Annotated in this window: 28 protein-coding genes; 21 read left to right on the top strand and 7 right to left on the bottom strand. The window is 36.2% G+C overall.

The features are described from left to right. Window positions 1-26 precede the first annotated feature (26 nt). The 3 genes from BLV40_RS05555 to BLV40_RS05545 all read left to right on the top strand — a co-directional run bounded on the left by BLV40_RS05555 (window position 27) and on the right by BLV40_RS05545 (window position 3,811). Window positions 27-1,613, top strand: a complete 1,587-nt coding sequence (locus BLV40_RS05555; RefSeq protein ID WP_026593681.1) for an acyl-CoA synthetase MbcS — start codon at window positions 27-29, stop codon at window positions 1,611-1,613. Between the two features lie 119 nt (window positions 1,614-1,732). Then, window positions 1,733-2,158, top strand: a complete 426-nt coding sequence (locus BLV40_RS05550) for a VOC family protein (RefSeq protein WP_026593680.1) — start codon at window positions 1,733-1,735, stop codon at window positions 2,156-2,158. Window positions 2,159-2,248: 90 nt separating this feature from the next. Next, entirely contained in the window at window positions 2,249-3,811 is a 1,563-nt protein-coding gene (locus BLV40_RS05545; RefSeq protein ID WP_090687909.1) for an amidohydrolase, read from the top strand. A gap of 69 nt (window positions 3,812-3,880) precedes the next feature. On the opposite strand, the gene BLV40_RS05540 is transcribed toward BLV40_RS05545, so the two are convergent. Next, the gene (locus BLV40_RS05540; RefSeq protein ID WP_026593678.1) at window positions 3,881-4,684 is read right to left on the bottom strand and encodes an NAD kinase; all 804 of its coding nucleotides are present in this window, start codon (window positions 4,682-4,684) and stop codon (window positions 3,881-3,883) included. 193 nt (window positions 4,685-4,877) lie between these two features. Here BLV40_RS05540 and BLV40_RS05535 point away from each other — a divergent pair, with 193 nt between their 5' ends. From BLV40_RS05535 to BLV40_RS05515, 5 genes are all read left to right on the top strand, one after another. After that, window positions 4,878-5,516, top strand: coding sequence for a DUF2953 domain-containing protein (locus tag BLV40_RS05535; protein ID WP_090687907.1), 639 nt, complete (start codon window positions 4,878-4,880; stop codon window positions 5,514-5,516). A 9-nt stretch (window positions 5,517-5,525) separates the two neighbouring features. Then, a complete protein-coding gene (gene ytfJ / locus BLV40_RS05530; RefSeq protein ID WP_090687904.1) occupies window positions 5,526-5,921 on the top strand; it encodes a GerW family sporulation protein in 396 nt (131 codons plus the stop codon). Window positions 5,922-6,101: 180 nt separating this feature from the next. Next, window positions 6,102-6,602 (top strand): thiol peroxidase, encoded by a 501-nt coding sequence (gene tpx, locus BLV40_RS05525; RefSeq protein ID WP_026593675.1) that lies wholly within the window; start codon window positions 6,102-6,104, stop codon window positions 6,600-6,602. Window positions 6,603-6,819: 217 nt separating this feature from the next. After that, entirely contained in the window at window positions 6,820-7,806 is a 987-nt protein-coding gene (locus BLV40_RS05520; protein ID WP_139265469.1) for a class I SAM-dependent methyltransferase, read from the top strand. Window positions 7,807-8,102: 296 nt separating this feature from the next. Further along, entirely contained in the window at window positions 8,103-9,296 is a 1,194-nt protein-coding gene (locus BLV40_RS05515) for an acetate kinase (RefSeq protein WP_090687899.1), read from the top strand. A 22-nt stretch (window positions 9,297-9,318) separates the two neighbouring features. Here the strand turns inward: BLV40_RS05515 and BLV40_RS05510 are convergent, their stop codons facing one another. Beyond that, window positions 9,319-9,756, bottom strand: coding sequence for an NUDIX hydrolase (locus BLV40_RS05510; protein ID WP_026593672.1), 438 nt, complete (start codon window positions 9,754-9,756; stop codon window positions 9,319-9,321). A gap of 109 nt (window positions 9,757-9,865) precedes the next feature. Between BLV40_RS05510 and BLV40_RS05505 the strand changes: the two genes are divergently transcribed. Beyond that, a complete protein-coding gene (locus tag BLV40_RS05505) occupies window positions 9,866-10,699 on the top strand; it encodes an EcsC family protein (RefSeq protein ID WP_026593671.1) in 834 nt (277 codons plus the stop codon). 29 nt (window positions 10,700-10,728) lie between these two features. Here the strand turns inward: BLV40_RS05505 and BLV40_RS05500 are convergent, their stop codons facing one another. Then, window positions 10,729-11,379, bottom strand: a complete 651-nt coding sequence (locus BLV40_RS05500; RefSeq protein ID WP_026593670.1) for a YitT family protein — start codon at window positions 11,377-11,379, stop codon at window positions 10,729-10,731. 867 nt (window positions 11,380-12,246) lie between these two features. Between BLV40_RS05500 and BLV40_RS05490 the strand changes: the two genes are divergently transcribed. Then, entirely contained in the window at window positions 12,247-12,453 is a 207-nt protein-coding gene (locus BLV40_RS05490; protein ID WP_090687896.1) for a hypothetical protein, read from the top strand. Between the two features lie 13 nt (window positions 12,454-12,466). Here BLV40_RS05490 and BLV40_RS05485 read toward each other — a convergent pair whose 3' ends face one another. Continuing rightward, window positions 12,467-12,784: a radical SAM protein gene (locus BLV40_RS05485; RefSeq protein ID WP_090687893.1), complete on the bottom strand. Its 318-nt coding sequence runs from the start codon at window positions 12,782-12,784 to the stop codon at window positions 12,467-12,469. 166 nt (window positions 12,785-12,950) lie between these two features. Between BLV40_RS05485 and BLV40_RS05480 the strand changes: the two genes are divergently transcribed. From BLV40_RS05480 to BLV40_RS05470, 3 genes are all read left to right on the top strand, one after another. Next, window positions 12,951-14,156: an argininosuccinate synthase gene (locus BLV40_RS05480; RefSeq protein ID WP_090687891.1), complete on the top strand. Its 1,206-nt coding sequence runs from the start codon at window positions 12,951-12,953 to the stop codon at window positions 14,154-14,156. After that, window positions 14,153-15,541 (top strand): argininosuccinate lyase, encoded by a 1,389-nt coding sequence (gene argH / locus BLV40_RS05475; RefSeq protein WP_090687889.1) that lies wholly within the window; start codon window positions 14,153-14,155, stop codon window positions 15,539-15,541. The genes BLV40_RS05480 and argH overlap by 4 nt, the downstream gene beginning before the upstream one ends. Before the next feature lie 215 nt (window positions 15,542-15,756). Continuing rightward, a complete protein-coding gene (locus BLV40_RS05470) occupies window positions 15,757-17,340 on the top strand; it encodes a serine hydrolase domain-containing protein (protein ID WP_090687886.1) in 1,584 nt (527 codons plus the stop codon). A 44-nt stretch (window positions 17,341-17,384) separates the two neighbouring features. Here BLV40_RS05470 and BLV40_RS05465 read toward each other — a convergent pair whose 3' ends face one another. Further along, window positions 17,385-17,954, bottom strand: coding sequence for a DinB family protein (locus tag BLV40_RS05465; RefSeq protein ID WP_090687884.1), 570 nt, complete (start codon window positions 17,952-17,954; stop codon window positions 17,385-17,387). Window positions 17,955-18,300: 346 nt separating this feature from the next. On the opposite strand from BLV40_RS05465, the gene BLV40_RS05460 reads away from it, so the two are divergent. Then, window positions 18,301-18,642 (top strand): zinc ribbon domain-containing protein YjdM, encoded by a 342-nt coding sequence (locus BLV40_RS05460; protein WP_026593663.1) that lies wholly within the window; start codon window positions 18,301-18,303, stop codon window positions 18,640-18,642. A gap of 70 nt (window positions 18,643-18,712) precedes the next feature. Here BLV40_RS05460 and BLV40_RS05455 read toward each other — a convergent pair whose 3' ends face one another. Further along, a complete protein-coding gene (locus BLV40_RS05455) occupies window positions 18,713-18,892 on the bottom strand; it encodes a hypothetical protein (protein ID WP_026593662.1) in 180 nt (59 codons plus the stop codon). A gap of 169 nt (window positions 18,893-19,061) precedes the next feature. Next, on the bottom strand, window positions 19,062-19,520 hold the full coding sequence (locus tag BLV40_RS05450; RefSeq protein ID WP_026593661.1) for a universal stress protein: 459 nt from the start codon (window positions 19,518-19,520) through the stop codon (window positions 19,062-19,064). Between the two features lie 149 nt (window positions 19,521-19,669). Between BLV40_RS05450 and BLV40_RS05445 the strand changes: the two genes are divergently transcribed. From BLV40_RS05445 to BLV40_RS05415, 7 genes are all read left to right on the top strand, one after another. After that, window positions 19,670-20,461: an SDR family oxidoreductase gene (locus BLV40_RS05445; RefSeq protein ID WP_090688319.1), complete on the top strand. Its 792-nt coding sequence runs from the start codon at window positions 19,670-19,672 to the stop codon at window positions 20,459-20,461. 135 nt (window positions 20,462-20,596) lie between these two features. Further along, complete coding sequence (gene ald / locus BLV40_RS05440; protein ID WP_090687881.1) at window positions 20,597-21,730, top strand: alanine dehydrogenase; 1,134 nt, start codon at window positions 20,597-20,599, stop codon at window positions 21,728-21,730. A gap of 244 nt (window positions 21,731-21,974) precedes the next feature. Beyond that, window positions 21,975-22,409, top strand: a complete 435-nt coding sequence (locus tag BLV40_RS05435) for a hypothetical protein (protein ID WP_090687878.1) — start codon at window positions 21,975-21,977, stop codon at window positions 22,407-22,409. Between the two features lie 373 nt (window positions 22,410-22,782). Then, window positions 22,783-23,217 (top strand): hypothetical protein, encoded by a 435-nt coding sequence (locus BLV40_RS05430; protein WP_090687876.1) that lies wholly within the window; start codon window positions 22,783-22,785, stop codon window positions 23,215-23,217. A 323-nt stretch (window positions 23,218-23,540) separates the two neighbouring features. Then, window positions 23,541-23,873: a cupin domain-containing protein gene (locus BLV40_RS05425; protein WP_090688316.1), complete on the top strand. Its 333-nt coding sequence runs from the start codon at window positions 23,541-23,543 to the stop codon at window positions 23,871-23,873. After that, the gene (locus BLV40_RS05420; protein WP_090687874.1) at window positions 23,870-24,664 is read left to right on the top strand and encodes a GNAT family N-acetyltransferase; all 795 of its coding nucleotides are present in this window, start codon (window positions 23,870-23,872) and stop codon (window positions 24,662-24,664) included. Before BLV40_RS05425 ends, BLV40_RS05420 begins: the two co-directional genes overlap by 4 nt. Before the next feature lie 2 nt (window positions 24,665-24,666). Then, on the top strand, window positions 24,667-25,011 hold the full coding sequence (locus tag BLV40_RS05415) for a DUF6176 family protein (RefSeq protein WP_090687872.1): 345 nt from the start codon (window positions 24,667-24,669) through the stop codon (window positions 25,009-25,011). Window positions 25,012-25,118 lie beyond the last annotated feature (107 nt).

Raw genomic sequence — 25,118 nt, 5'->3', positions numbered from 1 at the left:
GATAGAGATTAAGGAGGATGATTGTTATGAAGAGAGAGGAATTATTAGCGCCGCCGTCTTACAATTTAGTTGCGGAGATAGAAAAATATACAAATGAAAAAGAGAAACTTGCTTTAATTTGGCAGGATGACAAGGGGAATAGACGAGAGGTTACATACTTTGAATTAATAAAAGGTGCGAATAAAATTGGAAACGCTTTTATAAAGAGTGGCTTACAAAAAGGGGACAAGCTTCTCATTATGATGCCACGGTTAATTGAAGCGTATATGACATACATTGCCGCAATTAAAGCCGGATTTGTAGTTATTCCAAGTTCAGAAATGCTTCGCAAAAAAGATATTGAATATCGCATTCAGCATGGAGAAGTAAAGGCAATTGTCAGTTATGGGCCGTATATCGAACAATTTGACGGTGTAGAGATGGTGGAGTCTCTACAAAAGTTTGCGCTGAGCGAGCAGTCAGTAGATGGCTGGATCAATTTAAAAGACGTATTAGAAATAGAAAGTGACGAATTAGAGATGGCTAAGACAGACCGAGAAGATATGGTCTTTTTATCTTACACATCAGGAACAACAGGAAATCCAAAGGGCGTCGTTCATACACATGCTTGGGGCTACGCGCATTTACGTACAAGCGCTCCAAATTGGCTCGGAATAGAAGAGAATGATGTTGTATGGGCAACGGCTAGTCCAGGTTGGCAAAAGTGGATTTGGAGCCCGTTTTTAGCAACGCTCGGTTCTGGAGCAACAGGATTTGTATATCACGGTAAATTTGAACCGAAGACATATCTACAGTTATTAGATGATAATAAAGTGAACGTGCTTTGTTGTACGCCGACAGAGTATCGCTTAATGGCAAAAGTAGAGAACCTGCAGCAATATAATCTATCAGCGTTACATAGTGCTGTATCGGCAGGAGAGCCGCTGAACCGAGAGGTAATAGAAACATTCCAAAATCATTTTCATGTTACCGTCAGGGATGGCTATGGCCAAACAGAAAATACATTACTTGTTGGCGTTATGAAAGGAATGGAGATTAAGCCAGGGTCGATGGGGAAACCGACGCCAGGTAATCATGTAGATATTGTAGATGAAGAAGGAAAACCTGTATCCATTGGAGAAGTAGGAGATATTGCTGTTCATATTGAAACGCCAGCACTTTTTAAGCAATATTATAAAGATGATGAGCGGACAGCGATGCAATTCCGTGGCGATTATTATATTACAGGTGATAAAGCGAAAAAAGACGAAGAAGGTTATTTTTGGTTTGAGGGGCGCGGTGATGATATTATCATTAGCTCTGGTTATACAATTGGGCCATTTGAAGTCGAAGATGCACTTGTGAAACACCCGTATGTAAGGGAGTGTGCTGTTGTGGCAAGTCCGGATGAAATCCGCGGAAGTGTCGTAAAGGCATTTATCGTTTTAAGAGAAAATGTACAAGAAAAAGAAGATACACTGATTCCTTTACTTCAAGAACACGTTAAAGAATTAACTGCACCATATAAATACCCTCGCAAAATTGAATTTGTAGACGAACTACCAAAAACAATTTCCGGAAAAATTAGACGCGTCGAACTTAGAAAACAAGAAATGGGATTAGGGCTAAAGTAAGAAAAAATGGATTTAGATTGTTGCAAGTGCATGTAAAGTTATGATATCATTTGATAGAACGTATGTTCTTGTTTGGGTTTAAAATGACTACTGAAAAATTGAAAAAAGAGGTGTTTTTTATGATTTTAGGTATTAATCCGTATTTAGTTTTGGATGGTAATGGACAAGAAGCAGTGAAGTTTTATGAACATGCATTGGATGCAAAAGTTGAAGTCATTCAAACTTTTGGAGAAATGCCTGAAACTCCAGGATTTACTGTTCCAGATGAGGTGAAGGAACGCGTTTTACATGCGCATTTAAAAGTAGGTAATACAGACCTTATGATTTCAGATACATTCCCAGGTAAACCACACGAAATTGGATCGCAAGTAACGATAGCGATTAGATTAAGCGATGCAGAAAAGGCAAAAGAAGTATTTGGAAAATTACAAGATGGCGGTCAAGTAATTATGCCAATTCAAGAAACTTTCTGGAGCCCGGCGTATGGACAAGTAAAAGATAAATTTAACGTAGAATGGCAAGTAACAACAATCCCGGCTAATTAAAATTCATTTTTGGAAAAGCACCATGTTTGTAAAGTGGTGCTTTTTTTCTACACTTAAATTTCGTAGACTAAAAGAAAAAGGGGAGAGAAGATGGGGGAGATTTGGTTCGGTGGACATATTTATACAATGAGTGAAGAGAACGAAATGGTTGAAGCTGTGTATGTAGAAGATGGGATGATTATAGATACGGGGAATAAAAAAGAGTTAGAAAGTCGTTATGAGCCTGAGCGGGTGCATAATCTAGAAGGAAGAACGATGATTCCAGGCCTTGTGGATAGTCATATGCACCTTATTGGGCATGGAGAAAGGTTACTTCGATTAGATTTATCTGCATGCACGTCGTATCAGGAAATGCTTTTGCTCGTTAGAGAGCGGGTTAACGAAGTGGCAGAGGATATTTGGGTTATTGGTGAGGGCTGGAACGAAAATAATTTCACAGATACTAAAAACGTCCATGTCCGTGATTTAGATGCGATTTCGAAAGAACATCCTATCTTATTAAAACGTGTTTGTCGACATGTTACATGGGTGAACTCTTACATACTTGACAAAGCAAATATAACGGTTGAGACGAAGGACCCAAAAGGCGGGAAAATTGGCCGGGATTCATCAAATGAATTAACAGGTCTTTTATATGAACAAGGCCAAGAATTAATTAAGCATCTTCAGCCTGAAATAGATGAAACATATTTACGAAGAGCACTAGAAACAGCTATTCGAGATTGTTGGAAGTACGGATTAGTGGGTGGACATACAGAGGATTTAAATTATTACGGCAGTTTTCGAAAAACGTACAATGCGTTTCCATACGTTATAAAAGAAACGCCTTTTAAAGCACATTTACTCGTTCATCATGAAGTGGCAGAAGAACGAAAAGAATATGAAAATGAGCATTATATTGAATTTGGAGCCATGAAGATTTTTTCTGATGGTTCTTTTGGCGGAAGAACGGCTTTATTAAGTGAACCGTATGAAGATGAGAAGGAAACAAATGGAGTAGCTATTTTTTCTCGTGAAGAGCTCGCGGAATTAGTGAAGAAAGCACGTAATCTACGGATGCCAGTTGCGATTCATACAATCGGTGATTTATCCCTTGAATATGTAATTGATGCACTGGAGTTATATCCTCCCGGAGAGGGGCTGCGTGATCGTATTATTCATTGTCAACTTGCTCGTGAAGATTTAATTGAACGTATGAAGAACTTACAAGCAATCATTGATATTCAGCCTGTATTCGTCTCGTCTGATTTCCCATCTGTTATTGAAAAACTAGGAGAGCATCGTCTTCGTTATGCGTATGCTTGGAAAACATTGCTCCGTGCAGGTTTGCATTGCGGCGGTGGATCAGATGCCCCAATCGAGCAAGTAAATCCGTTTTTAGGGATGTATAGTGCCGTAACGCGCCGAAGTTTTATGGATGGAACATGTTATATACCAGAAGAGCGTCTATCGGTATTTGAAGCTGTTTCACTCTTTACGACCGGAAGTGCATATACGATTGGAAAAGAAAACGAGCGTGGTAAAATCGCCCAAGGGTATGAAGCGGATTTCACCATAATGGATCGTAATGTATTTGAAATTGAAGTAGAAGATATAAAAAATATACAAGTTACGGCAACTGTAATAGATGGTCAGATTGTGTATCAAAAATAATAGCGACCGTTCGAAAATATGTGACGCAAAAATGAGTGCTAGGGAATCTCCTAGCACTCATTTTTCATCTTATAAAAACGTTCTCTGTACTTTTTCCCAGAACGAATTATTTTTTAGTTTTACTGTTTTAATTTGTTTATCACTTAAACGAACAACTGCTTTCTCGACTTGTTTAATGCTAAGCGCTTCATTATCCATTCCGATAACAGGATAATCATTACCGTCTGGAGCAAGCTTTAACGTTAATGTACGTTCATGATTTAAGATGAACGGTGATCCAAGTGTACGATATGTGTTGTTATTTAAAGAAGCAAGTTCGCTTATTTGGAAGCATGGAATTAATGGATCAACAACTGCGCCGTGCAATGATTTATTATAAGCTGTACTTCCTGTCGGTGTAGAGATGACTAAACCGTCTCCTCTAAATGTTTCGAAATATAAATCATCAACATGTACATCAACTACAAATGTTTTAATGATGCTAGAGCGTAAAGAAAACTCGTTTAAACAATGGAAAGATGTGTCATGATCAACATCTATTTGAATTGTTGGATATTTTCGCACTTCAATTTCATTTTGTGTAATTTCTTGAAGGGCTGTATCGACATGGTCAATATGGAAATCACAGTAGAAAGAAATTTCATCTTTCGTAGAAACCCCTGCATATAAGCAATCTTCTCTAAAACCTGTTTTACGAACGGCTTGTAAGAAGGTGCCGTCATCTCCAACACTGACGATAGCGTTTGCATTTTTTGGATGATCTAATATGGTAAATCCATTTTCCTCTAAAATACGACATATTGGCTTCATTTTTTCGACAAGCGTTGCTTTGTCATCACCATAAAAGAAAAATAAATTGCGGCGATCTGTCATTGTGTATCCCTCCATTGCAGTCAAATTTAACGTGGTGCTCCATTAGAAAAACTCTGATGGTATGCTCAAATAATATATTTCGATATAAAATGTCAAAATCCCTCTTTGTTTTTAGAAAAATTTTTATATTCAATTTTATAACTACTTGTTTAATCCTGTTTGAACCTGTCGATAATGGATGTGGAGTGAAAGGATGATACAAATGAAGTGGTTTGTGATTGGAATTGGAATTCTTCTCTTGCTCGTTTTACTTATACTATTGTCGAAACTATCGCTTAAAGTGACGTTTTTATATTCAGAAATGGAGAAACAATGTTTATTTCAAGTGAAAATATGGATGATTCGATATACATTTGATGTACTGGAAAGAATTGAAAAACAACAAAAAAAGACCGAACAAAAAATTGAAAAGGCAGAGAAAGATGGCGGTATAGAAAATAAAATTATGGCGCAACTTGATAGTGTCGGGGAACTGATAAAAAAGCTTCAAGAAATCCATACTATCATTAAAGGTTTTCTTAAAAAAGTGAAAATCAATAAGTGGAGATGGCATTCGCAAATTGGAACTGGGGATGCAGCTAGTACTGGAATTGTTACTGGATATGCATGGGGAATAAAAGGAATGACTGCGGGGGCCTTGGGACAATATACACATGTTATCGATGTACCGGAGTTTGAGATTACACCTGTGTTTCAAGGGAAGGGATTTGCATCGAAAGGTGAATTAACAGCATCCTTTCATATATATCGTGCCCTAGTAGCAGGGGTGAAGTTACTCTTGTTTATGAGAAAACAAAAATCTGGTATAACAGAAAAATCTGTACAAGCATAGGGGGATAAAATGGATCATCCAATTCAAGGTTTAATGACAACTGCAATGCAGCATTTAAAACAAATGACTGATGTAAATACAATTATCGGCGATCCAATTAAAGCGGCTGATGGGAGCATCATTTTAACGGTTTCTAAAGTGAGCTTTGGGTTTGCTGCTGGCGGGAGCGAGTTTGGAAAAGTAGAAAGCTCCGGTCGTCATCCATTTGGAGGAGGGAGTGGTGGTGGTGTCTCCATTAACCCAGTCGCTTTTCTCGTTATAAATGGACAAGGCGTAAAAGTATTACACTTAGATCAACAGACACATGTGATTGATAAAATCCTTGAGTTAGCACCGCAAGCTGTTGATAAAGTGAAGGAAATGATGGAGAAGCGAAAAGGCGACGAACCAGAATTTGAAATATAGAGGATGAATTTCTGAGAAGAAGGGCTAAATAAAGGCCCTTCTTTTTTTGTGCTGAATTATGAAAGTGGCATCTTTTTTGAAAAAATATATAAGTTGAGTTAGTTTCATTTGTATTTTAGAATCATTATGACTATTATTAACACTATACATACTTTGTTTTATTAAAAGGAGGATTTTCAAGTGACAAACGTAACTTTTAAAGGTAACCCAATCACTTTAGTTGGAACAGAAGTTAAAGTTGGCGATCAAGCGTCAAACTTCCAAGTGCTAGCAAACGACTTATCTCCAGTAAGTTTAGAAACATACAAAGGTCAAGTGAAATTAATTAGTGTTGTACCATCTATCGACACAGGTGTATGCGATGCGCAAACTCGTCGTTTTAACCAAGATGCAGCTGGTATTGAAAACACAAAAGTATTAACAATTAGTGTAGACCTACCATTCGCTCAAAAACGCTGGTGTGCAGCGAACGGCTTAGAAAATGTAGCAACACTTTCTGATCACCGTGACCTTTCATTCGGTGAAGCTTACGGTGTAGTAATGAAAGAACTTCGTTTACTTGCTCGTGCAGTATTCGTAGTAGACAGCAACGACAAAGTAGTTTACGTAGAATACGTAAGCGAAGGTACAAGCCATCCAAATTACGAAGCAGCATTAGAAGCAGCAAAAGCTGCTAAGTAATGTAAATGAAGGCGACCTCTATGTAAGAGGTCGTTTTTTCTCATATAGTGCCGAACGCCGATGTACTGAAAAAGCGCTGATATATAAGAAGAAACAGTCGATATAAAATTAAAATCTGAAAAGGGAGCTCTTAAAAAGGGGTCGCTTTTTCTTTTGGCAAAAAATTAGATTGTGGTATGATATAAGTTATGTGTAATTGACAGAAGGAGGAATGTACGTGAGTCAGGCAGTAGAAACATTATTTTCTATTTTTGATTCTTCTACCGTAATTTTACGTAAAGAATTGGATGTAACCTATTTAGAAGCGCTTGTGGAAACAGGGGATAATCTGTTTGAAGGAGCGGTTCTACAAGAAGAATTATCTGAATCAACAATTGAACGGTTGAATCGTGAATATAGTAAGTTTAATGAAGAAAAATATAAAAGCGAGGAAATTCGCAAATCATTTCAACTTGCGATTCTAAAGGGAATGAAAGAAGGCGTGCAAGCCAATCACGAAATGACGCCTGATGCAGTTGGAATGTTTATGAGCTACTTATTCCATAAATTTATGAAAGATCAAAAAGAAATCGTTGTTTTAGATCCTGCGATTGGGACAGGGAACTTAATGACGACAATTTTTAATGGTGCTCAAGAAGGTGCAACGATAAGTGGATTTGGTGTAGATGTGGATGATTTACTTGTTAGACTTGCTTTAGCGAATGCGAATTTACAAAAGCAAGCAATCGAGTTCTTCAATCAAGATGGACTAGCACCGCTTTATATTGACCCAGTAGATGCAGTTGTTTGTGATTTACCAGTTGGATTTTATCCAAACGAAATTGGCGCAAGTGAATATACTCTTAAAGCAGATGAAGGAATGTCTTATGCACATCACTTATTTATTGAACAAAGTGTGAAATATACAAAAGAAGGTGGCTATTTATTCTTCTTAGTACCAAACTTTATCTTTGAAAGTGATCAAGCGCCAAAATTACATGCATTTATTAAAGAAACAAGCTTTATTCAAGGACTATTACAGCTTCCTGTTTCCATGTTTAAAAACGAGAAAAATGCAAAAAGTATATTTGTTCTCCAAAAGAAAGGTCCAAATGTAACAATGCCGAAACAAGCTTTGTTAGTGGAGTTGCCTAAATTTTCCAACATGAAGGCGATGGAGAATATTATGGATCAATTAAATACTTGGTTTGCAACGTATAAATAGTAATATATGTAACAGGAGTACTCTTAGATATAGTACAGTTTTGTATTGTATGTAATAATTTTTAATATATACAAGATAAAACTGAATTTTTTTGAAATCTGTAATATATATTTTTTCTTGGTGTTACAATTTTTTCACTTGAAATATATGTCGTACGATGTTTAAATTAAATTCGTGAGTATAAAATTTACTGGGGATGAAACGTTTTCATCTTTGGTATATTTAAACAGATAAAATCGAGCGGTTTGTGGTCTCATCCACACAACTACCAAGAGAAAAAAGGGGCGAAAGACTAGATGTCAAAAATCATCGCGATTAATGCAGGAAGCTCTTCCTTGAAATTCCAATTATTTGAAATGCCAAGTGAAACAGTATTAACAAAAGGTTTAGTAGAACGTATCGGTTTAGAAGATAGTATCTTCACAATTACTGTGAACGGTGAAAAACAAACAGAAGTAACAAGTATACCAGACCATGGAGTAGCAGTTAATATGTTACTTAACAAATTAACTGAAAACGGAATCGTGAAATCTCTTGATGAGATTAGCGGTATCGGTCACCGCGTTGTACACGGCGGCGAAAAGTTTGATGATTCTGCTTTAATTACTGACGAAGTATTAGCGGAAATCGAAAATTTAAGCGAATTAGCACCACTTCATAATCCAGCACACGTTGTTGGTATTAAAGCATTCCAAGCGGTACTTCCAAACGTACCAGCAGTTGCAGTATTCGATACAGCATTCCATCAAACAATGCCGGAAGAATCTTTCTTATACAGCTTACCATATGAATACTATGAGAAATATGGTGTTCGTAAATACGGTTTCCACGGAACGTCTCATAAATATGTAACACAGCGTGCAGCTGAATTATTAGGTCGTCCACTTGAAAGCTTACGTTTACTTTCTTGCCACTTAGGTAACGGTGCAAGTATCGCAGCTGTAGAAGGCGGAAAGTCTATCGATACTTCTATGGGCTTCACTCCACTTGCTGGTGTAACAATGGGTACACGTTCTGGTAACCTTGATCCTGCGTTAATTCCATACCTAATGGAAAAAACAGGACAATCTGTAGAAGAAGTTCTAAACGTATTAAACAAGAAAAGTGGTATGCTAGGTCTTTCTGGATTCTCTAGTGACTTACGTGACATCGAACAAGCGGAAAAAGAAGGAAATCACCGTGCAGAGGTAGCGTTAGATATATTCGTAGAGCGTATTCATAAATATATCGGTTCTTATGCAGCTCGTATGAAAGGTGTAGACGCAATCATCTTTACAGCTGGTATTGGAGAAAACAGTTCTCTAATTCGTGAGCGTGTATTAGAAGGCCTTGAGTTTATGGGAGTATACTTCGATCCGAAACGTAACAATGTTCGTGGCGAAGAAGCATTCATCAGCTTCCCTCACTCTCCAGTGAAAATTATTATAATTCCAACTGACGAAGAAGTTATGATTGCTCGTGACGTATTACGTCTTGGAAATATTGGTTAATATATGAATAAAAGACGGGATCCTATAGGATTCCGTCTTTTATTTTTGTTGCGAGAAAATGCATGATTCCATTTGGATACAAAGTTTTTTCTTGCCCGAGAAATGCTGTAATGGGAATCCACTTTGCATATGCACTTCGTTCGTTATCTTGCATAGGTATCATTTCACTTCCATATAATGATGTATCTGTAAAATGAAGCGAGTACAATTGAATAATCTCATGTCCGGCTTCCTCATCTACATAAAAGATATTTTCAAGACATCCTAAGTAAGTTGTAATTTCTACTTGTGCATTAATTTCTTCCTTAAATTCACGAATCACTGTTTGATCTGATTTCTCTCCAAATTCAATAGAACCGCCGAGTGGCCTGTAATATGTTTGAATTTCTGTTTGATATTCTTGAACAAGAATACGCTTGTTATGGAGTAGGATTCCAAATGCCTTTGCGCGTGGGTACATATTATAACCTCCTATATATTGGATAAATATATGTTTAGCCTATCAGATTTGTAAAGAAAAATCTGAAATATGTTACAATAGAACAAAATTGAGCGAGGTGGTTGTTACGATGCAATCGAAGCGAGAACAAGCCATTTTACAAGAGGTTAAAAATTGGGAAGGACAGCTATTGGAACAGGAGTCAACCGATTTTCAAAAGATGTTTGATAAGTGGTTGCATACTTCAGTCGCAAAGGTTCCGGAGAAAAAGCGAAAAGAATTTTTTGCGAAAGCAGACGGATGGTTATTTCATCTTCATGCATTGATTCAGAGTTCACAATCGCAGCTTGATGCACGAAATCGTATTTTAGGAACAGCGCGGTTGTTTGATGAATCGATTGAACAGCTGGGAGAATTGAAAGCATTATCCATTGATCAACTAACATACATAGCAGAGCAACAGACCGCGCGTCATCGTTTATATTCTTTTGTACAGGGAGGAGCAACTGGAGTCGGTGGTTTATTATTGTTGACAGCTGATTTTCCGGTCATGATTGCGTTAAATGTAAAGGCAGTTCAACTTATTGCAACATCATTTGGTCATGATGTGAACAAGCCATATGAAATGATGCTCGCTTTAAAAGTATTCCATGCTGCCTTACTGCCAGCAAGGCTTCAGCAATATGCTTGGTATAACTTGCTTCAGGAGCTAGAACAAGAGGATTCGTTCTTTTATGAAGGGGAAGAAGAAGTATTAAAACCAGCTTCTACAGAAATTTTGTTAAAACAAATTTTGAAGACTTTTTCTATTTATGCGCTTCGACGTAAACTATTTCAAGGTATTCCTGTATTAGGGATGGCGATTGGTTCTACGGTGAATTACCGTCTAACAAGGAATGTAACAGAATTTGCAACCAGGTTCTACCAAGTGCGTTACATAGTAGAAAAAGAAAAAAGAGCATAAAAAAAGCGAGAGGCCAAGGCCTTTCGCTTTTAGTTTGTTGCATGTTGTTTTGATATTGGAATAGATACTGTTTTCTTTTCTTCTGCTGGATAATAAATTAAATCAAGCGTCTTTGCCTGCACAGCAATTGAAAGAATAGTAAAAGCAATTTCTGTCCAAGTTAAATAATATAATGAAAGTGTAAGTACAATCGCATCAAAGACGAAGAAAATCTGACCAATTGTAAATCGAGTTTTTTTACTTAGTACAATTGTTAAAATATCGTCTCCACCGGTTGAACCACCAAATCGCAATATAAAACCGAGTCCAATCCCAGCCAGCGCACCACCTAGTACTGCAGCTATCCATAAATGATTTGATAAATCTACTGTAAATGGAGAATAGTTTTCCATTAAAGAATAAAATACTCCAAATGAAATCGATCCTATAAATGAATAACCAACCATCTTTTTACCTAAAAATGTAGCACATAGCAAAATAATCGGGATATCCATTATTACAGTTGAAATTGACGGTGAAATATCAAAAAAGTTTTGGATAAATAGTGCAATTCCTACAAAGCCACCTTCAGTTAAGTGGTTTTGAAAATGAATGTGATATAGTGCTGCTGATAAAATAAATGAACCGATTAAAAGCATAAAAATTTCTTTAATAATTTGTCGACTTTGGATGTTCCTCATCGTTATTCCTTCTTTCCGTAGTTAGTAGTTCTTTTCATCTTGTAAACTAACTACGAGCTCATATAGCCTTCAGTTAGTTTACATCAAACTAACTACGCTATATATCGCTGAAGAAATAACGAATAATCCTCTCGTCCATCAATTCTCCCTACTTTCGTTTTAGTTTAAGTCTAAAAACGACTAAACAAAACTTTGAGTAGGATTGGTTATTTAGCAATCCTGCCTTCTTCTTCGTTTTGTTTAGTAATTATCAATAAAGGCCTAAACAAAACGCTATGTGTAAGAAGAGTCTTTTCGTTGCCAAATTATCCTTCGGGCAATCATAATTTCCCCACTCTCGTATTTTTTTCGCTAGACTAAAGTATCTGAGCAAAAAAATACGCTACGTGTAAGATTCGTCAATTCGATGCCACATGCTCCTTCGAGCGATCATGATATCAAAATCCTTTCTGTAAAAGATTTTATATTATTATATCATACTTTCAAAAAATGTATGCGGATGGAAACCGACAATAACCGGAGAAAAACTACAGAATTTGTAATTTTATAGGAAGTATGCTGCTATTTTTAAATATTTTTGCAAAATAGTCCTATTTGTTTAGGAGTTGGGAGAGGATGTCCAATAAGTAATAAGAAAGAAGTACTGAAATTTACTCACTTGTTTCCTGTTTGTCACTTTTTTCTTTGAAAAAAGCATCCCAGTTAATGGGGGATAAAAATTAAACTTCCTGTAGAGTCATGTTTCTGTACAAATTCTTTTCGTTAGTATATGACGCGGGGAATGTATATTGTGTTATTTTTTTACAAAAATAAGTTTGTATGAGAGTATATTTGTATAGATGGATGAATGGTAAGGGAGGGGATAGTATGTTCAAAGATATGTTCAAAAGAAAAGAATTAGTATGTTCTCTTTGTCAAAAAAAAATTCAATATGAAGAAGAATTGGTTGCCTTTGTAAAGTTACCAAAAGAAAGGAATCTGTTAGTAGGTCCTTTTGATGTATGCTTAGCGAAATCAGCGAAAAATATATATTGCAAGCCTTGTTATGAAAAAAGCATGACCCACAGTAAATGAGGGCATGCTTCTTTTATTGATGCGCTTTTCCCTCAGACACATGTTGAGTAAGACGATACCATAGCCATAAATCGTTAATGATAGAGGCAAAATCGGCAATCTCAGAATTGAGTTTACAAGAAATCTCAAAATTTTCCTCGTTATTTAAACGCTGTTGTTTTTGGTTAATATGATATTCCAGTTCTTTTATACGATCAGGTATTTTTCCACGAATTTGTTCCCATTTTAATAAAATTGCATGCTGCATGTTTTCAGGGATATCTTCCCATTCTTCTTGTAGTTCAGGTACTTCTATTCCTAGGTGTTCATCGTATATAAAATATTGTTCCATATAGACACCCCCATTTTCTGTTTCCATTGTACCGAAAAAAAGAAAGAAGTTCGATGAAATTGTTAGAATTTTTTTTGTTAATATCCCTTGATTCATTTTATAAAAGGTGTTAAAGTTTGAATTATTATTAATGATAATGAATATTTATTCTTTAGGGGGATATAAAATGGAGAAGAAAAAAGTTGTGTTAGCATATTCCGGAGGTCTTGATACTTCCGTTGCAATTAAATGGTTACAAGATAAAAATTATGATGTTATTGCGCTTTGCTTAGATTTAGGGGAAGGTAAAGATTTGGATTTTGTAAAAGAAAAAGCACTTTCAGTAGGCGCAGTTAAATCTTACATGATTGATGTTCAAGAAGAATTTGCGAATGAATATGCATTGATGGCTCTACAAGGTCATACGTTATACGAAGGGAAATATCCACTTGTTTCTGCATTATCTCGTCCGTTAATTGCAAAAAAACTTGTAGAAATTGCGGAGCAGGAAGGAGCAAGTGCTGTCGCACATGGATGTACAGGAAAAGGGAATGACCAAGTTCGTTTTGAAGTTTCTATTCAAGCATTAAATCCGTATTTAGAAGTAATTGCGCCAGTACGTGAATGGAAATGGTCACGTGAAGAAGAAATTGCGTACGCGAAAGAAAATGATGTCCCAATCCCAATCAATTTAGATAGCCCGTTCTCAATTGACCAAAACTTATGGGGACGCAGTAATGAATGTGGAATTTTAGAAGATCCGTGGGCAGCGCCTCCAGAAGATGCATATGAAATGACATTAGCATTAGAAGATACACCGAATAAACCAGAGTTTGTGGAAATTGGATTTGAAGCAGGGGTACCAACAACATTAAATGGCATTTCTTATTCACTTTCAGAACTAATCAAAACGTTAAACACTCTTGCTGGAAAACATGGGGTTGGGCGTATTGATCATGTGGAAAACCGCCTTGTTGGGATTAAATCACGTGAAGTATATGAATGCCCAGCAGCAATGACGTTACTTACAGCACATAAAGAGTTAGAAGATTTAACGCTTGTAAAAGAAGTAGCTCATTTTAAACCAATGATTGAGCAAAAATTAACGGAATTAATTTATAACGGTTTATGGTTCTCGCCTTTAAAACAAGCGCTTGTTGCTTTCTTACAAGAAACACAAAAAACAGTAACAGGTACAGTACGTGTGAAATTATTTAAAGGTCATGCAATTGTAGAAGGACGTAAATCAGAATACTCTCTATATGATGAAAAATTAGCAACATATACAGTAGATGATGAATTTAACCATGATGCTGCAGTTGGCTTTATTTCTTTATTTGGTCTTCCAACAAAAGTATACAGCCAAGTAAATCAGAAGAAGGTGGAAGCGTGAGCAAACTTTGGGGAGGCCGTTTTACAGCAGAAGCAGAAGAGTGGGTCGAGGAGTTTGGAGCTTCCATCCCCTTTGACCAAAAATTAGTGGTAGAAGATATAGAAGGAAGTAACGCTCACGTTACGATGCTTGCGAAGCAGGGGATTGTGACAAAAGAAGAAGCAGAGAAAATTAAAGAAGGCCTTCAACATTTATTAGAAAAAGCGAAAGTAAATGAGTTAACTTTTTCAGTAGATGCTGAGGATATTCATTTAAACATTGAAAAAATGTTAATTGAACAAATTGGTGACGTTGGTGGAAAGCTTCATACAGGAAGAAGTCGTAATGATCAAGTTGCGACAGATATGCATTTATATTTACGTAATAAAGTGAAAGATATTATAAAGGCAACGAAACAACTGCAATCGGTTCTTGTTCATCAAGCAGAGAAGAATATTGAAACGATTATGCCGGGGTATACACATTTGCAACGTGCACAGCCAATTTCGTTTGCTCATCATGTACTTGCATATTTTTGGATGTTAGAGCGCGATGTAAATCGTTATGAGGATTCACTGGGGCGCATTAATATTTCTCCGCTTGGTGCGGGTGCTCTTGCGGGAACTACATTTCCGATTGACCGTTCGTATAGCGCAGAGTTGCTCGGTTTTGAAGGAATCTATGAAAATAGTTTAGATGCAGTGAGTGATCGTGATTTCATACTAGAATTTCTTAGCAATTCGTCCATACTAATGATGCATTTATCACGCTTTTGTGAAGAACTCATTTTATGGAGCAGTCAGGAATTTCAATTTATTGAAATGAGCGACCAGTACGCAACGGGAAGCAGCATTATGCCGCAAAAGAAAAACCCTGATATGGCTGAACTCATTCGTGGTAAAACAGGGAGAGTATACGGCAATCTATTTAGCTTGTTAACGGTAATGAAAGGATTGCCGCTTGCTTATAATAAAGACTTGCAAGAAGACAAAGAAGGTATGTTTGATACGGTGAAAACAGTAGAAGGCTGCCTGCACATTATGGCTGGCATGCTAGAAACGATGACTGTAAACAAAGAAAAAATGGGGCAAGCCGTAACACAAGACTTCTCCAATGCAACAGAAATTGCTGATTACTTAGCAAACAAAGGACTTCCATTCCGTCAGGCGCATGAAATTGTTGGAAAGCTCGTTCTTCATTGTACGCAAAAAGGAACCTATTTATTAGATGTACCGCTAGAAACATATCAAGAAATGAGTTCGTTATTTGAAGAAGATTTATATGAAGTTCTTTCGCCATATGCAGCGGTAAAACGTCGTAATAGTGCAGGTGGAACAGGATTCGAACAAATTCAAAATGCACTGGAAAAAGCGAAGGTGTTAGTGGGAGAGACTGTAAATTTATAAGGATGAGAGGATACCCCGCTCCATATAGGAGCGGGGTATCCTCTTTTTTTTACTAGAAAAAATAATAAGTGTGTTAAAGGAGAAAGGAGTTTCGCAATCTTAAGTTGAAATTTGGGTAGGTGGAAGATTTAGTAATGTAAGGAGCGTCTATTATGCCAACTTATTAAAGAGTTTACTTCAAATGAAATTCAAAAAGAATAGGGAGGTAATGCCCTGTGTTATCTATAAAAGATATTGAATTGCATATAGAACAACAAGTACAGAACAAAACAGTACCGGGGTTTGCACTATCAATCATAAATGAAACAGAAATTTTGTATGAAAAGGCATTCGGTCTCATGAACTGGGAAGAATCGAATCAGAAGGTTACGACCGATACATTGTTCCGCGTTGGATCAGTTAGTAAAAGTTTAACAGGGACTTTAATAATGAAGCTCGTAGAAGAGGGGATTTTAGATTTAGATGTTCCAATTTGTACGTATATAGAAGAGTTTACCCTGCAGAATCAAGAATACGCTCGCACCATAACTCTTCGTATGTTGCTAAGTCATACCGCGGGTTTACCTGATGGAGGAGATATAGAGGGACCTCGTGATCAGGCAGGATGGGTATCTTATATAGAGGAAATAGTTCCTAATTTGAAACTAGTAACTCCACCTGGCATCCTATATTCATACGGAAATCATGCTTATAATCTTGCAGGATATGTAGCTCAATCTGTATGTAAAAAGCCGTTTGCAGAGCTCATGAAGGAATATGTATTAGATCCACTTGGAATGACTAGAACAATGTATGATCCGCTTGAAGCGATGACATATCCTCTTGCTTTAGCCCATGAAAAAACAGAACAAGGCGATTGGAAGGTACAACATAAATTTGCAGAAAATGTAACGAATTATCCTTCCTTTTTTGGAATGTCGACCATAACAGATTTATCTCGCTTTGCGATGATGCATTTAAATAAAGGGATTTTAGATGGTAAGACCTTTTTAAGGTCAGAAATAATTGAGGAAATGCATAAGAAGCAAGTTGATAACTACACTTTAAACGAGTTTGGTAGCTGTTTAGGTTTGATAATAGAGAAAGAGCGAGGCTGCGAAATGCTATGGCATAGCGGAGCGATAAGCACATATAAATGTTTTTTAGTATTGTTCCCAGAGAAAAAGCTAGGATTTGTGACGATGGCGACGCAGGATTATGGGTGGGAAATTATAGAGATGTTAATGAACCAATTCATAGGACAAACTGTTAAACCTAAAATCACTCCTGTTCAGGTTGATTCGGATTGTTGGAGAAACTATGAAGGGACGTATTTAGGTGCAAAAAGAGGATTTGTCAGTATAACAATTGAAGATACTGCTCTTATGATGGAGTGGAATGGAGAAAAAATGCAATTAGAACCTGTTCGAAAGGATTTCTATATAGCGCGTCATAATGGTGAGGTAGTATCGATAGGGTTTCGAGTAATGGATTTAAGAACAAAGTATATCGTTATTAATGGAAGCCCTTGTAAGTATACAGATTTACAAAGAAAGCATGTTCAGGCAGTAGAATGGAAGGGCTATGAGGGAACATATTCAGCAGGCGTATTTGAGTTTAGCTTCTTAACAAAAGAAGGTAAACCAGTATTTGTAGATGAAGACCCGCACTATCCTTGTTTTCCGATCAACGCTTCTATATTTTACGCAGGAGAATATGGACTTCTTCGATTTGCAAAGAATACAAGCGGATCTCCAGTATTATCTATTCAAGATGCATGGCATTTGGAATATGTAGGAGAAGAAGTGAAGATAAAGTGAAACTTAAATCAGTGAGGGATTTAGCTCTCACTGATTTAGTGTTTTTATGCTTCTAGACTACGTGCATGCATCGTTTTATAGATATTTTCAATGATTAAAAAATGATGTTTCTCATGTATCGCTAAAAGTTGAATGGCTTGAATTAGGTTGGGATACTTAGCGAGTGGATCCAAAAATACAATGTGCCCCGCGATATTTTCTTCTATATTTTGAACGCATATTTTGATTGCATTTGTTTCGTTAACTAGCAATCGTTCCAGTTCTTTACCATCCATAGAATAATAGATTTTTTTGGATGGTACTAAAATCCAAGGAGCTTTCATTCCTTTCCCATTTTTTTCTTTGTATACTGCATAGATGTCATGTATTTCAGTTGCAAACGGAGCATTTCTTCTTATTTTGGCATAGGGAAGAAGTGTGAAAGAAAACTTAATTGCAACTTTTAGCATTTTTGCAATTAAGTACAGGTGGTAGAGATGTTCCCCAATTGACCATTTTCCATTTTTATTTCGATGCCATAGTTCTTCTTGCGGAAGTGATTGTAGTTTAGGGAGAAATTGAGATCTTTGTTGATTTAATGTGTGAAAATGTTTTGATATACTTTCAGATTTCATGTACCAGAACCCCCTAGTTCATTTTCCTAATTATACCATCATTATAATTGTTTTGTATTTTGGAAGGGGAATCCATGCTAAAACAACTCTTCATCTGGAATAGTATGTTTAGCAATCTAAGTTTACCGCATTGCCATCAACGTAAAGAAGGAGAGCACACTATATGATGTGCTTTCTTTTTTAGAAAACGTGTTCACATAAAGTTGGCTTGTCAATCTGAAAATACTATGGCAGTATATAAGGAACATCCCTATTTTTCGTGAGTTTCCAGTTCGTAATTGTTAAGTTTACGTAAGTATGAAAAAGGGAATTAAGAGTAATTTTTATAATGGAGGAAATAAAAAATATGCAAAACTTACCGAACTGTCCGAAATGTAATTCAGAATATACGTATGAAGATGGAAGTCTATTTGTTTGCCCAGAGTGTGCGCATGAGTGGGCTCTAGGGTCAGAAACTGAAAATAGTGAAGACAAAAAGGTTGTTAAAGATGCAAATGGAAATATCTTAAACGATGGTGATGCTGTAACAGTAATCAAAGATCTTAAAGTAAAAGGAACTTCATCCGTTATAAAAATAGGTACAAAAGTAAAGAGTATCCGTTTAGTTGATGGAGATCATGATATTGATTGCAAAATTGACGGATTTGGAGCTATGAAATTAAAATCTGAATTTGTTAAAAAGGCATAAAAAGAATCGTATATAAATGATTAAAAAGACGTTCAGTAAGGTGGTTTTGCCAATTACTGAACGTCTTTTCTTATTCGTATTTATGCCGATTTTCTGTAATACGAATATATTCAATATCCATTAAATCACGGAGGAGTGCACCATGACTCAGCTCAACACCATGCTTTTCTTTAAAATGAGAGCAGATTGTGTCGAGCATTTCAATTTCTTCATCATTTACATCTAAAATAATTCGTTCGGAATCGCCCATGTAGCATCCCTCGATTCTTTTTTTCTTAGCGTAACCGAACAGATATATTCTATCCTTCGATTTTTAAGTTAATCGAATGGGAGCAAAGGTATATTTTGTTATTTGATATTTGAATACACAAAAAAGCATCAAGCCTACATGAGCTTGATGCTTTTATATTTTTGATAAATTATAGTTCACCTTGCTCTTCTTCACCACGGACAACAAGGACATCGCATTTCGCATAGCGAATAATATGTTCAGAGACGCTACCGATTAAGAAGCGTTCTACAGCGTTTAAACCAGTTGCACCACACATAATTAAATCTACTTTATGTTTTGGAGCAATTTCTTTTGAAATTTTAGATTTTGGATTACCGAATTCTAATACAGTTTCTACTTTTTCAAGACCAGCTTCAGTTGCAGTCTTTTTGTAGTCTTCTAATAAATCTTCTGCAAAGAGATTTGCACGCTCAGCAATTGCTCGGCTATATGCTTCTACAGCAGAGTATGCTTTTACATCAACGATATGAGCGATTGTTAATGTTGCGTTGTTGCGCTTTGCAACTTGAATTGCTTTTTTAAAGGCTTTTTCTGCTTCTTTGGAACCGTCCACTGCAATTAAAATATTTGTATATGTATTATTCATAGTAGATTCCTCCCAATTCTTTTGTATAACCTTTTTACAACTTAATTATAAAGCAAAATATGGTAATGTGCTTGTCGAAAACGTTACAGAATTTTGAAAAATTAATTTCGATTCTTTTTAGTTGTAATTGATGGGATAACTTGTTACATATTGAGTATAGGAATAAAAAGGAGGCTATTTTTGTGAGACACGCGCTCATTACAGCCGGTACGAAGGGTTTAGGAAAGCAAGTAACAGAAAAATTATTGACTGAAGGATATTCAGTAACCGTAACATATCGCAGCGATATAAGAGCTGCCAAAGCAATGAGGGAAAAATATGAACATATAGCAGAACGTCTGCAGTTTGTGCAAGCAGATGTCACGAAAAAAGAAGATTTACATAAAATGGTAGAAGAGGCAATTGACCGTTTTGGCAAAATTGATTTTTTAATCAATAATGCAGGTCCTTACGTATTTGAACGTAAAAATTTAATTGATTATGGAGAAGATGAATGGAATGAAATGATACAAGGGAATTTAACAGCAGTGTTTCGTTTATTAAAACTTGTCGTTCCGATCATGAGAAAAGAGCGTTTTGGCCGTATTATCAATTATGGGTTTCAAGGAGCGGATAGTGCACCTGGTTGGATGAACCGTTCCGCATTTGCTGCGGCAAAGGTAGGACTGGTCTCATTAACAAAGACAATTGCTTATGAGGAAGCAGAATACGGAATTACATCAAATATGATTTGTCCAGGAGATATTATTGGTGAAATGAAAGAGGCAACGATTCAAGAGGCACGTATGATGAAAGATGCCAAGACACCAATTGGTAGATCTGGAACAGGTGAAGATATCGCTCGCACAATTGCATTTCTATGCGAGGAAGATTCTGATATGATTACGGGCACAATCATTGAAGTAACAGGGGCGGTTGATGTTATTCACAGACATCGATAAAAATAGATAAAATCTATCGGAAAACTCGAGATATTTTTTGTCAAATATTGAGATATTATGTTAAAATATAAGAGCGTAGAAAGCGCTTTAAAAAATGATTCAGGGGTCATTTCATAACTCAAGGGGGAATTAAGAATGCGTATCGGTATTCCAACAGAAATTAAAAACAATGAAAACCGCGTGGCAATGACGCCAGCTGGTGCTGTGCATTTAGTACACAATGGTCATGATGTTTTTGTTCAAAAGGGTGCAGGTTTAGGATCTGGCTTTACAGATGAAGAATACGTACAAGCTGGGGCAAAACTTGTTGAAACTGCTGAAGAAGCATGGAATCAAGAGATGGTTATGAAGGTAAAAGAGCCAATTGAAAGTGAGTATGGTTATTTCCGTGAAGGTTTAATTTTATTCACATACTTACACTTAGCTCCAGAACCAGAATTAACAAAAGCTTTAATCGATAATAAAGTAGTAGCAATTGCTTATGAAACAGTACAATTAGACAACCGTTCTTTACCACTACTTGCACCTATGAGTGAAGTAGCTGGTCGTATGTCTGCACAAATTGGTGCACAATTCCTTGAGAAAAACAAGGGCGGTAAAGGCATTTTACTTGCAGGCGTTCCGGGAGTAAAACGTGGTAAAGTAACAGTTATCGGCGGTGGTCAAGCTGGTACAAACGCGGCGAAAATTGCGGTAGGTTTAGGTGCTGATGTAACGATTATCGACTTAAGTGCAGAACGTCTTCGTCAATTAGATGATATTTTCGGTAACCAAGTAAAAACTTTAATGTCTAACCCTTATAACATTGCAGAAGCTGTAAAAGAATCTGATCTTGTAATCGGTGCAGTATTAATTCCAGGTGCAAAAGCGCCAAAACTTGTAACAGAAGAAATGATTAAATCAATGGAACCAGGTTCTGTTGTAGTAGATATCGCAATTGACCAAGGTGGTATTTTCGAAACAACTGATCGTATTACAACTCATGACAACCCAACTTATGAAAAACACGGCGTTGTTCACTATGCAGTTGCAAACATGCCTGGTGCGGTTCCGCGTACATCAACTCTTGCGTTAACAAACGTAACAGTACCATATGCAGTACAAATTGCAAACAAAGGTTACAAAGAAGCTTGCTTAAGTAACTCTGCATTATTAAAAGGTATTAACACGTTAGACGGCTATGTAACATTTGAAGCAGTTGCAGAAGCACACAGCTTACAATACGCTGATGCGAAAGAGCTTCTTGAAAAAGCTCCTGCTTTATCATAATAAAAAAATTGTGAGACCTTCCTTAGATAAGGAGGGTCTTTTTGTATATAGTAACTCAAGTGTCTTCTACAAAAAGTTAGACCTTGATTTGACAAAATATTCAATATGTTTTTATAACGTATGATAGACAAAAAAATTTTAAGAATGATACGATAGGATTTGGGGAATTATGTTTATTTCATATGTGATTTATAATAAGTAACGAGAATTATAGAATAAAGTAAATTGGTCTAGGGGGGATCCAATGGGGAGGAAAAGTAGTAAGAAAAAACAGAAGAGACAACCTAAACAACAGCATGTATTGCAACAAAAGGAAGTAGTTATAGAGCAACATGAGAAACCAATTGCCATTATACTTAAAGTACTTAGAATCATTACTATTTTTCTGTATTTAGGATTCTGTGTTTACATCTATTTTAAAATGAGTCAGTTACATCTAACTAAGGGGTTTTTTGGGGAGTTATTAAAGATATTTGTAGGAATAGTAGAAATGGTGTTGTATGGCTTTTTATTTCTATATATATGGACACCAAGTGATAAAGGTGAACAGGATAAGAGCAAGGCGAGAAGGAGAAAAGGTTCATCAAATTCATCAAGTGGATTTGTAAACTATAGCGATAACGATTGTAGTAGTTCAGGTGATAGTGGAGGAGGAGATTGCGGAGGCGGTGGAGATTAAAAAAGTAGTCCGCCTTAAAATGTTTCATTATTTGGAATGGTACGAGGCGATTTTGAAAGAAGTTGCCAATAAAATGAAACATTCAGCGGTGGAGCTTTCTCCATCCACCGCTGAATATTAGCCTTCACCAACTGGACTTTGACGAGCAGTCCATCTCTTACTAATTTTTTCTGTCAGGGAGCTTTGAGACGAGGGTATTACTGCTCGTAAATAGTAGGATAAAAGGGATGCTCTTTAATTTTTACTCGTAATACGAGATAGAGAGCATCTTTTTGTTTTGAAAATCTAAAAATTGGAATTTTTTCTTGTTAATGAGATTCCTCTTATGGTAGTTTGGGATTATATGAATAAGTAGATTTAAAGAGGGGATGTTATGGGGAGAAAGAGTAGGAAGAAAAAACAGATAAAACGGCAGAAATATATAAAGAAAAAGCAGGAACAGAATATACCATTTCAACAGAAGCTGGCTCTTCGTATAGAGGAAATTGCTAGGTATATTAGTATGGTTTTATATGTGATTTTGTGTATGTATTTGTTAGGTGTATTTTATCAAATCGAGATAAGACCTGAATTTTTGGAAGACATCTTTCAGGGGATTGTTTTTTTGGCACCATTCGGTATGTTTTTTGTATTGTTTGACAAAGTATGGCCAAGCCGTGAAAGTAAAAATGATAAGAAAAGGCAGCAGAAAAGAAAACGATCTTCCTATGCTTCAAACTCGTCAAGTGGATTTGTAAACTACAGCGATAATGATTGTAGTAGTTCAAGTGATAGTGGTGGTGGAGATTGCGGGGGCGGTGGAGATTAAAAAAATAATCTATCTTAAAATGTTTCATTATTCAGAATGAAACGTTAGAACTTGAAAGAGATTACTAGGATGGAATAGTGTATCGCAGAAAGGAAGCGCAGTAATAAATTTAAAAAAAGAGCCAGAAGAAAGAATACAAAAGAGAAGTGATTTGAACGAGAGGAGAAGCTATCGTTAGTTTAGAGCAAACTGTACGAGAATTAAAAGAAGAAGTGAAAAAAGTAAGGAAACAGAAATAGAAATGTTTTTTGATCTTTGCAATTGTAATTGTACTTGGCTGGTTTTTGCGGAAATAATAAATAACTTAGGGGATGGGAAGAATGATGGAGAAAGTAAATCTTTTAGAACTCACAAAAGAGATTACAGAGCAGCACAAAAATTTTGTTGTCTCGAATATAAATAATCATTGTTTGCGGATTGCTGTGTTTATGGGAGAATATGATTGGCACTTTCACTCGAATTCGGATGAATTATTTATAGTACTCGAGGGAGAATTGCTGATCGATTTTCAGGATAAGGATACAGCTGTTCTAAAACCGAATGATTCTATTTTAATTCCAGCAGGTACTATCCACCGCACAAGAGCACTACAGCGAACCGTTAACCTCTGTTTTGAAAATTTAGAAGCGGATACTGTTATTGTGGAGAATGTATGAGAAAGTTAGTGTTATCAGAGTATCATAAGATTCTTCCGGTTTTAGAAGAGAACAAACAGACAGCTACTTTTGCCTATGCAGTATGTGATCAAACGATAGATGGTGAAATCTTTGTAAATGATAGATTAACAGCAGGAATGATTGCGACTGCTAATGGTATTTACTATTTGTTTGGAGATACATATGATCAGGAATTTCAATGTACTTTGTTTTCTCACATTGAAAGTAATGTTTTAACAACAGAGAAACGATTCACATTATTTGTGTCTAGCTTAGATTGGGAAAACATTATTGAAAATCATTTCAAGGATGTATTTCGGAAAATCCCTCGAAAGAAATTTCTATTTCAAAGAGAGTGCTTTGAAGATGGAAAAAGAGAAGTAGATGATTTTACGTACCAGGTCATACGTGTCGATAAAAATGTAATAGAAAAAAGTACGGAATTTACGGAGCAGTATTATAAAGAGTATTGGGGATCAAAAGAAACGTTTTTGAAGCGTGGTTTTGGTTTTTGTATTGTACAAGGTCAAAAGGTAGTGGCGGAGTGTATTTCAATTTTTAGAGGTGATGATTTTGCGGAAATTGATATTGCAACACATCCAGACCATCAACGGAAAGGGCTTGCTGGATTAGTCGCAACTTCTTTCATAGAACATTGCATACAAAATGGAATTACACCGTGTTGGGATTGTAATAGCGATAACATTTCTTCACAAAATTTAGCTGGTAAATTAGGTTTTTGTCATCCGATAGAATATGTTTTATATGTACGAAAAAAGATGAAGGAATAAACATGAAGGTCGAATTAACAAGATTTAAAGTGAAACCAGGAAAAAGTCATCGTGTGGATGAGTGGATGAAACTTCTCAATAATCATATGAAAGAAGTACTTTTGACATTAAACGACGAAAAAATGTATGTAGAGACAATTTTCCAGGAAATAAGGGATGAGAAAGAGTATTTGTATTGGTATTCGGTACAAGGAGAAGGCGGAATAGATGTCGAAAGTTCTCAGCATGAAATTGATAAAAAGCATTTAGAGTTTTGGTATGGATGTATCGATGAAGAATCGCCTGTTTCCCATATGAAAACAGAAGTTGTTATGATTCAAGATGTTGTTAAAGAAGCGATGAAATAATATTTTTGTAAGTAATAGGAAAAGTTCATCAGAGGAGATGGGCTTTTTTGCTTGTAGAAAATTACATATTTCAAGCCTTTCTACTCATATAAGAAATACTGTTAGAG

Origin of the sequence: Bacillus sp. 166amftsu (genome assembly GCF_900107445.1) — a bacterium.
Taxonomy (GTDB): domain Bacteria; phylum Bacillota; class Bacilli; order Bacillales; family Bacillaceae_G; genus Bacillus_A; species Bacillus_A arachidis.
The sequence above is the reverse complement of the archived record's forward strand: the minus strand, read 5'-3'. Positions and strand labels throughout refer to the sequence as shown.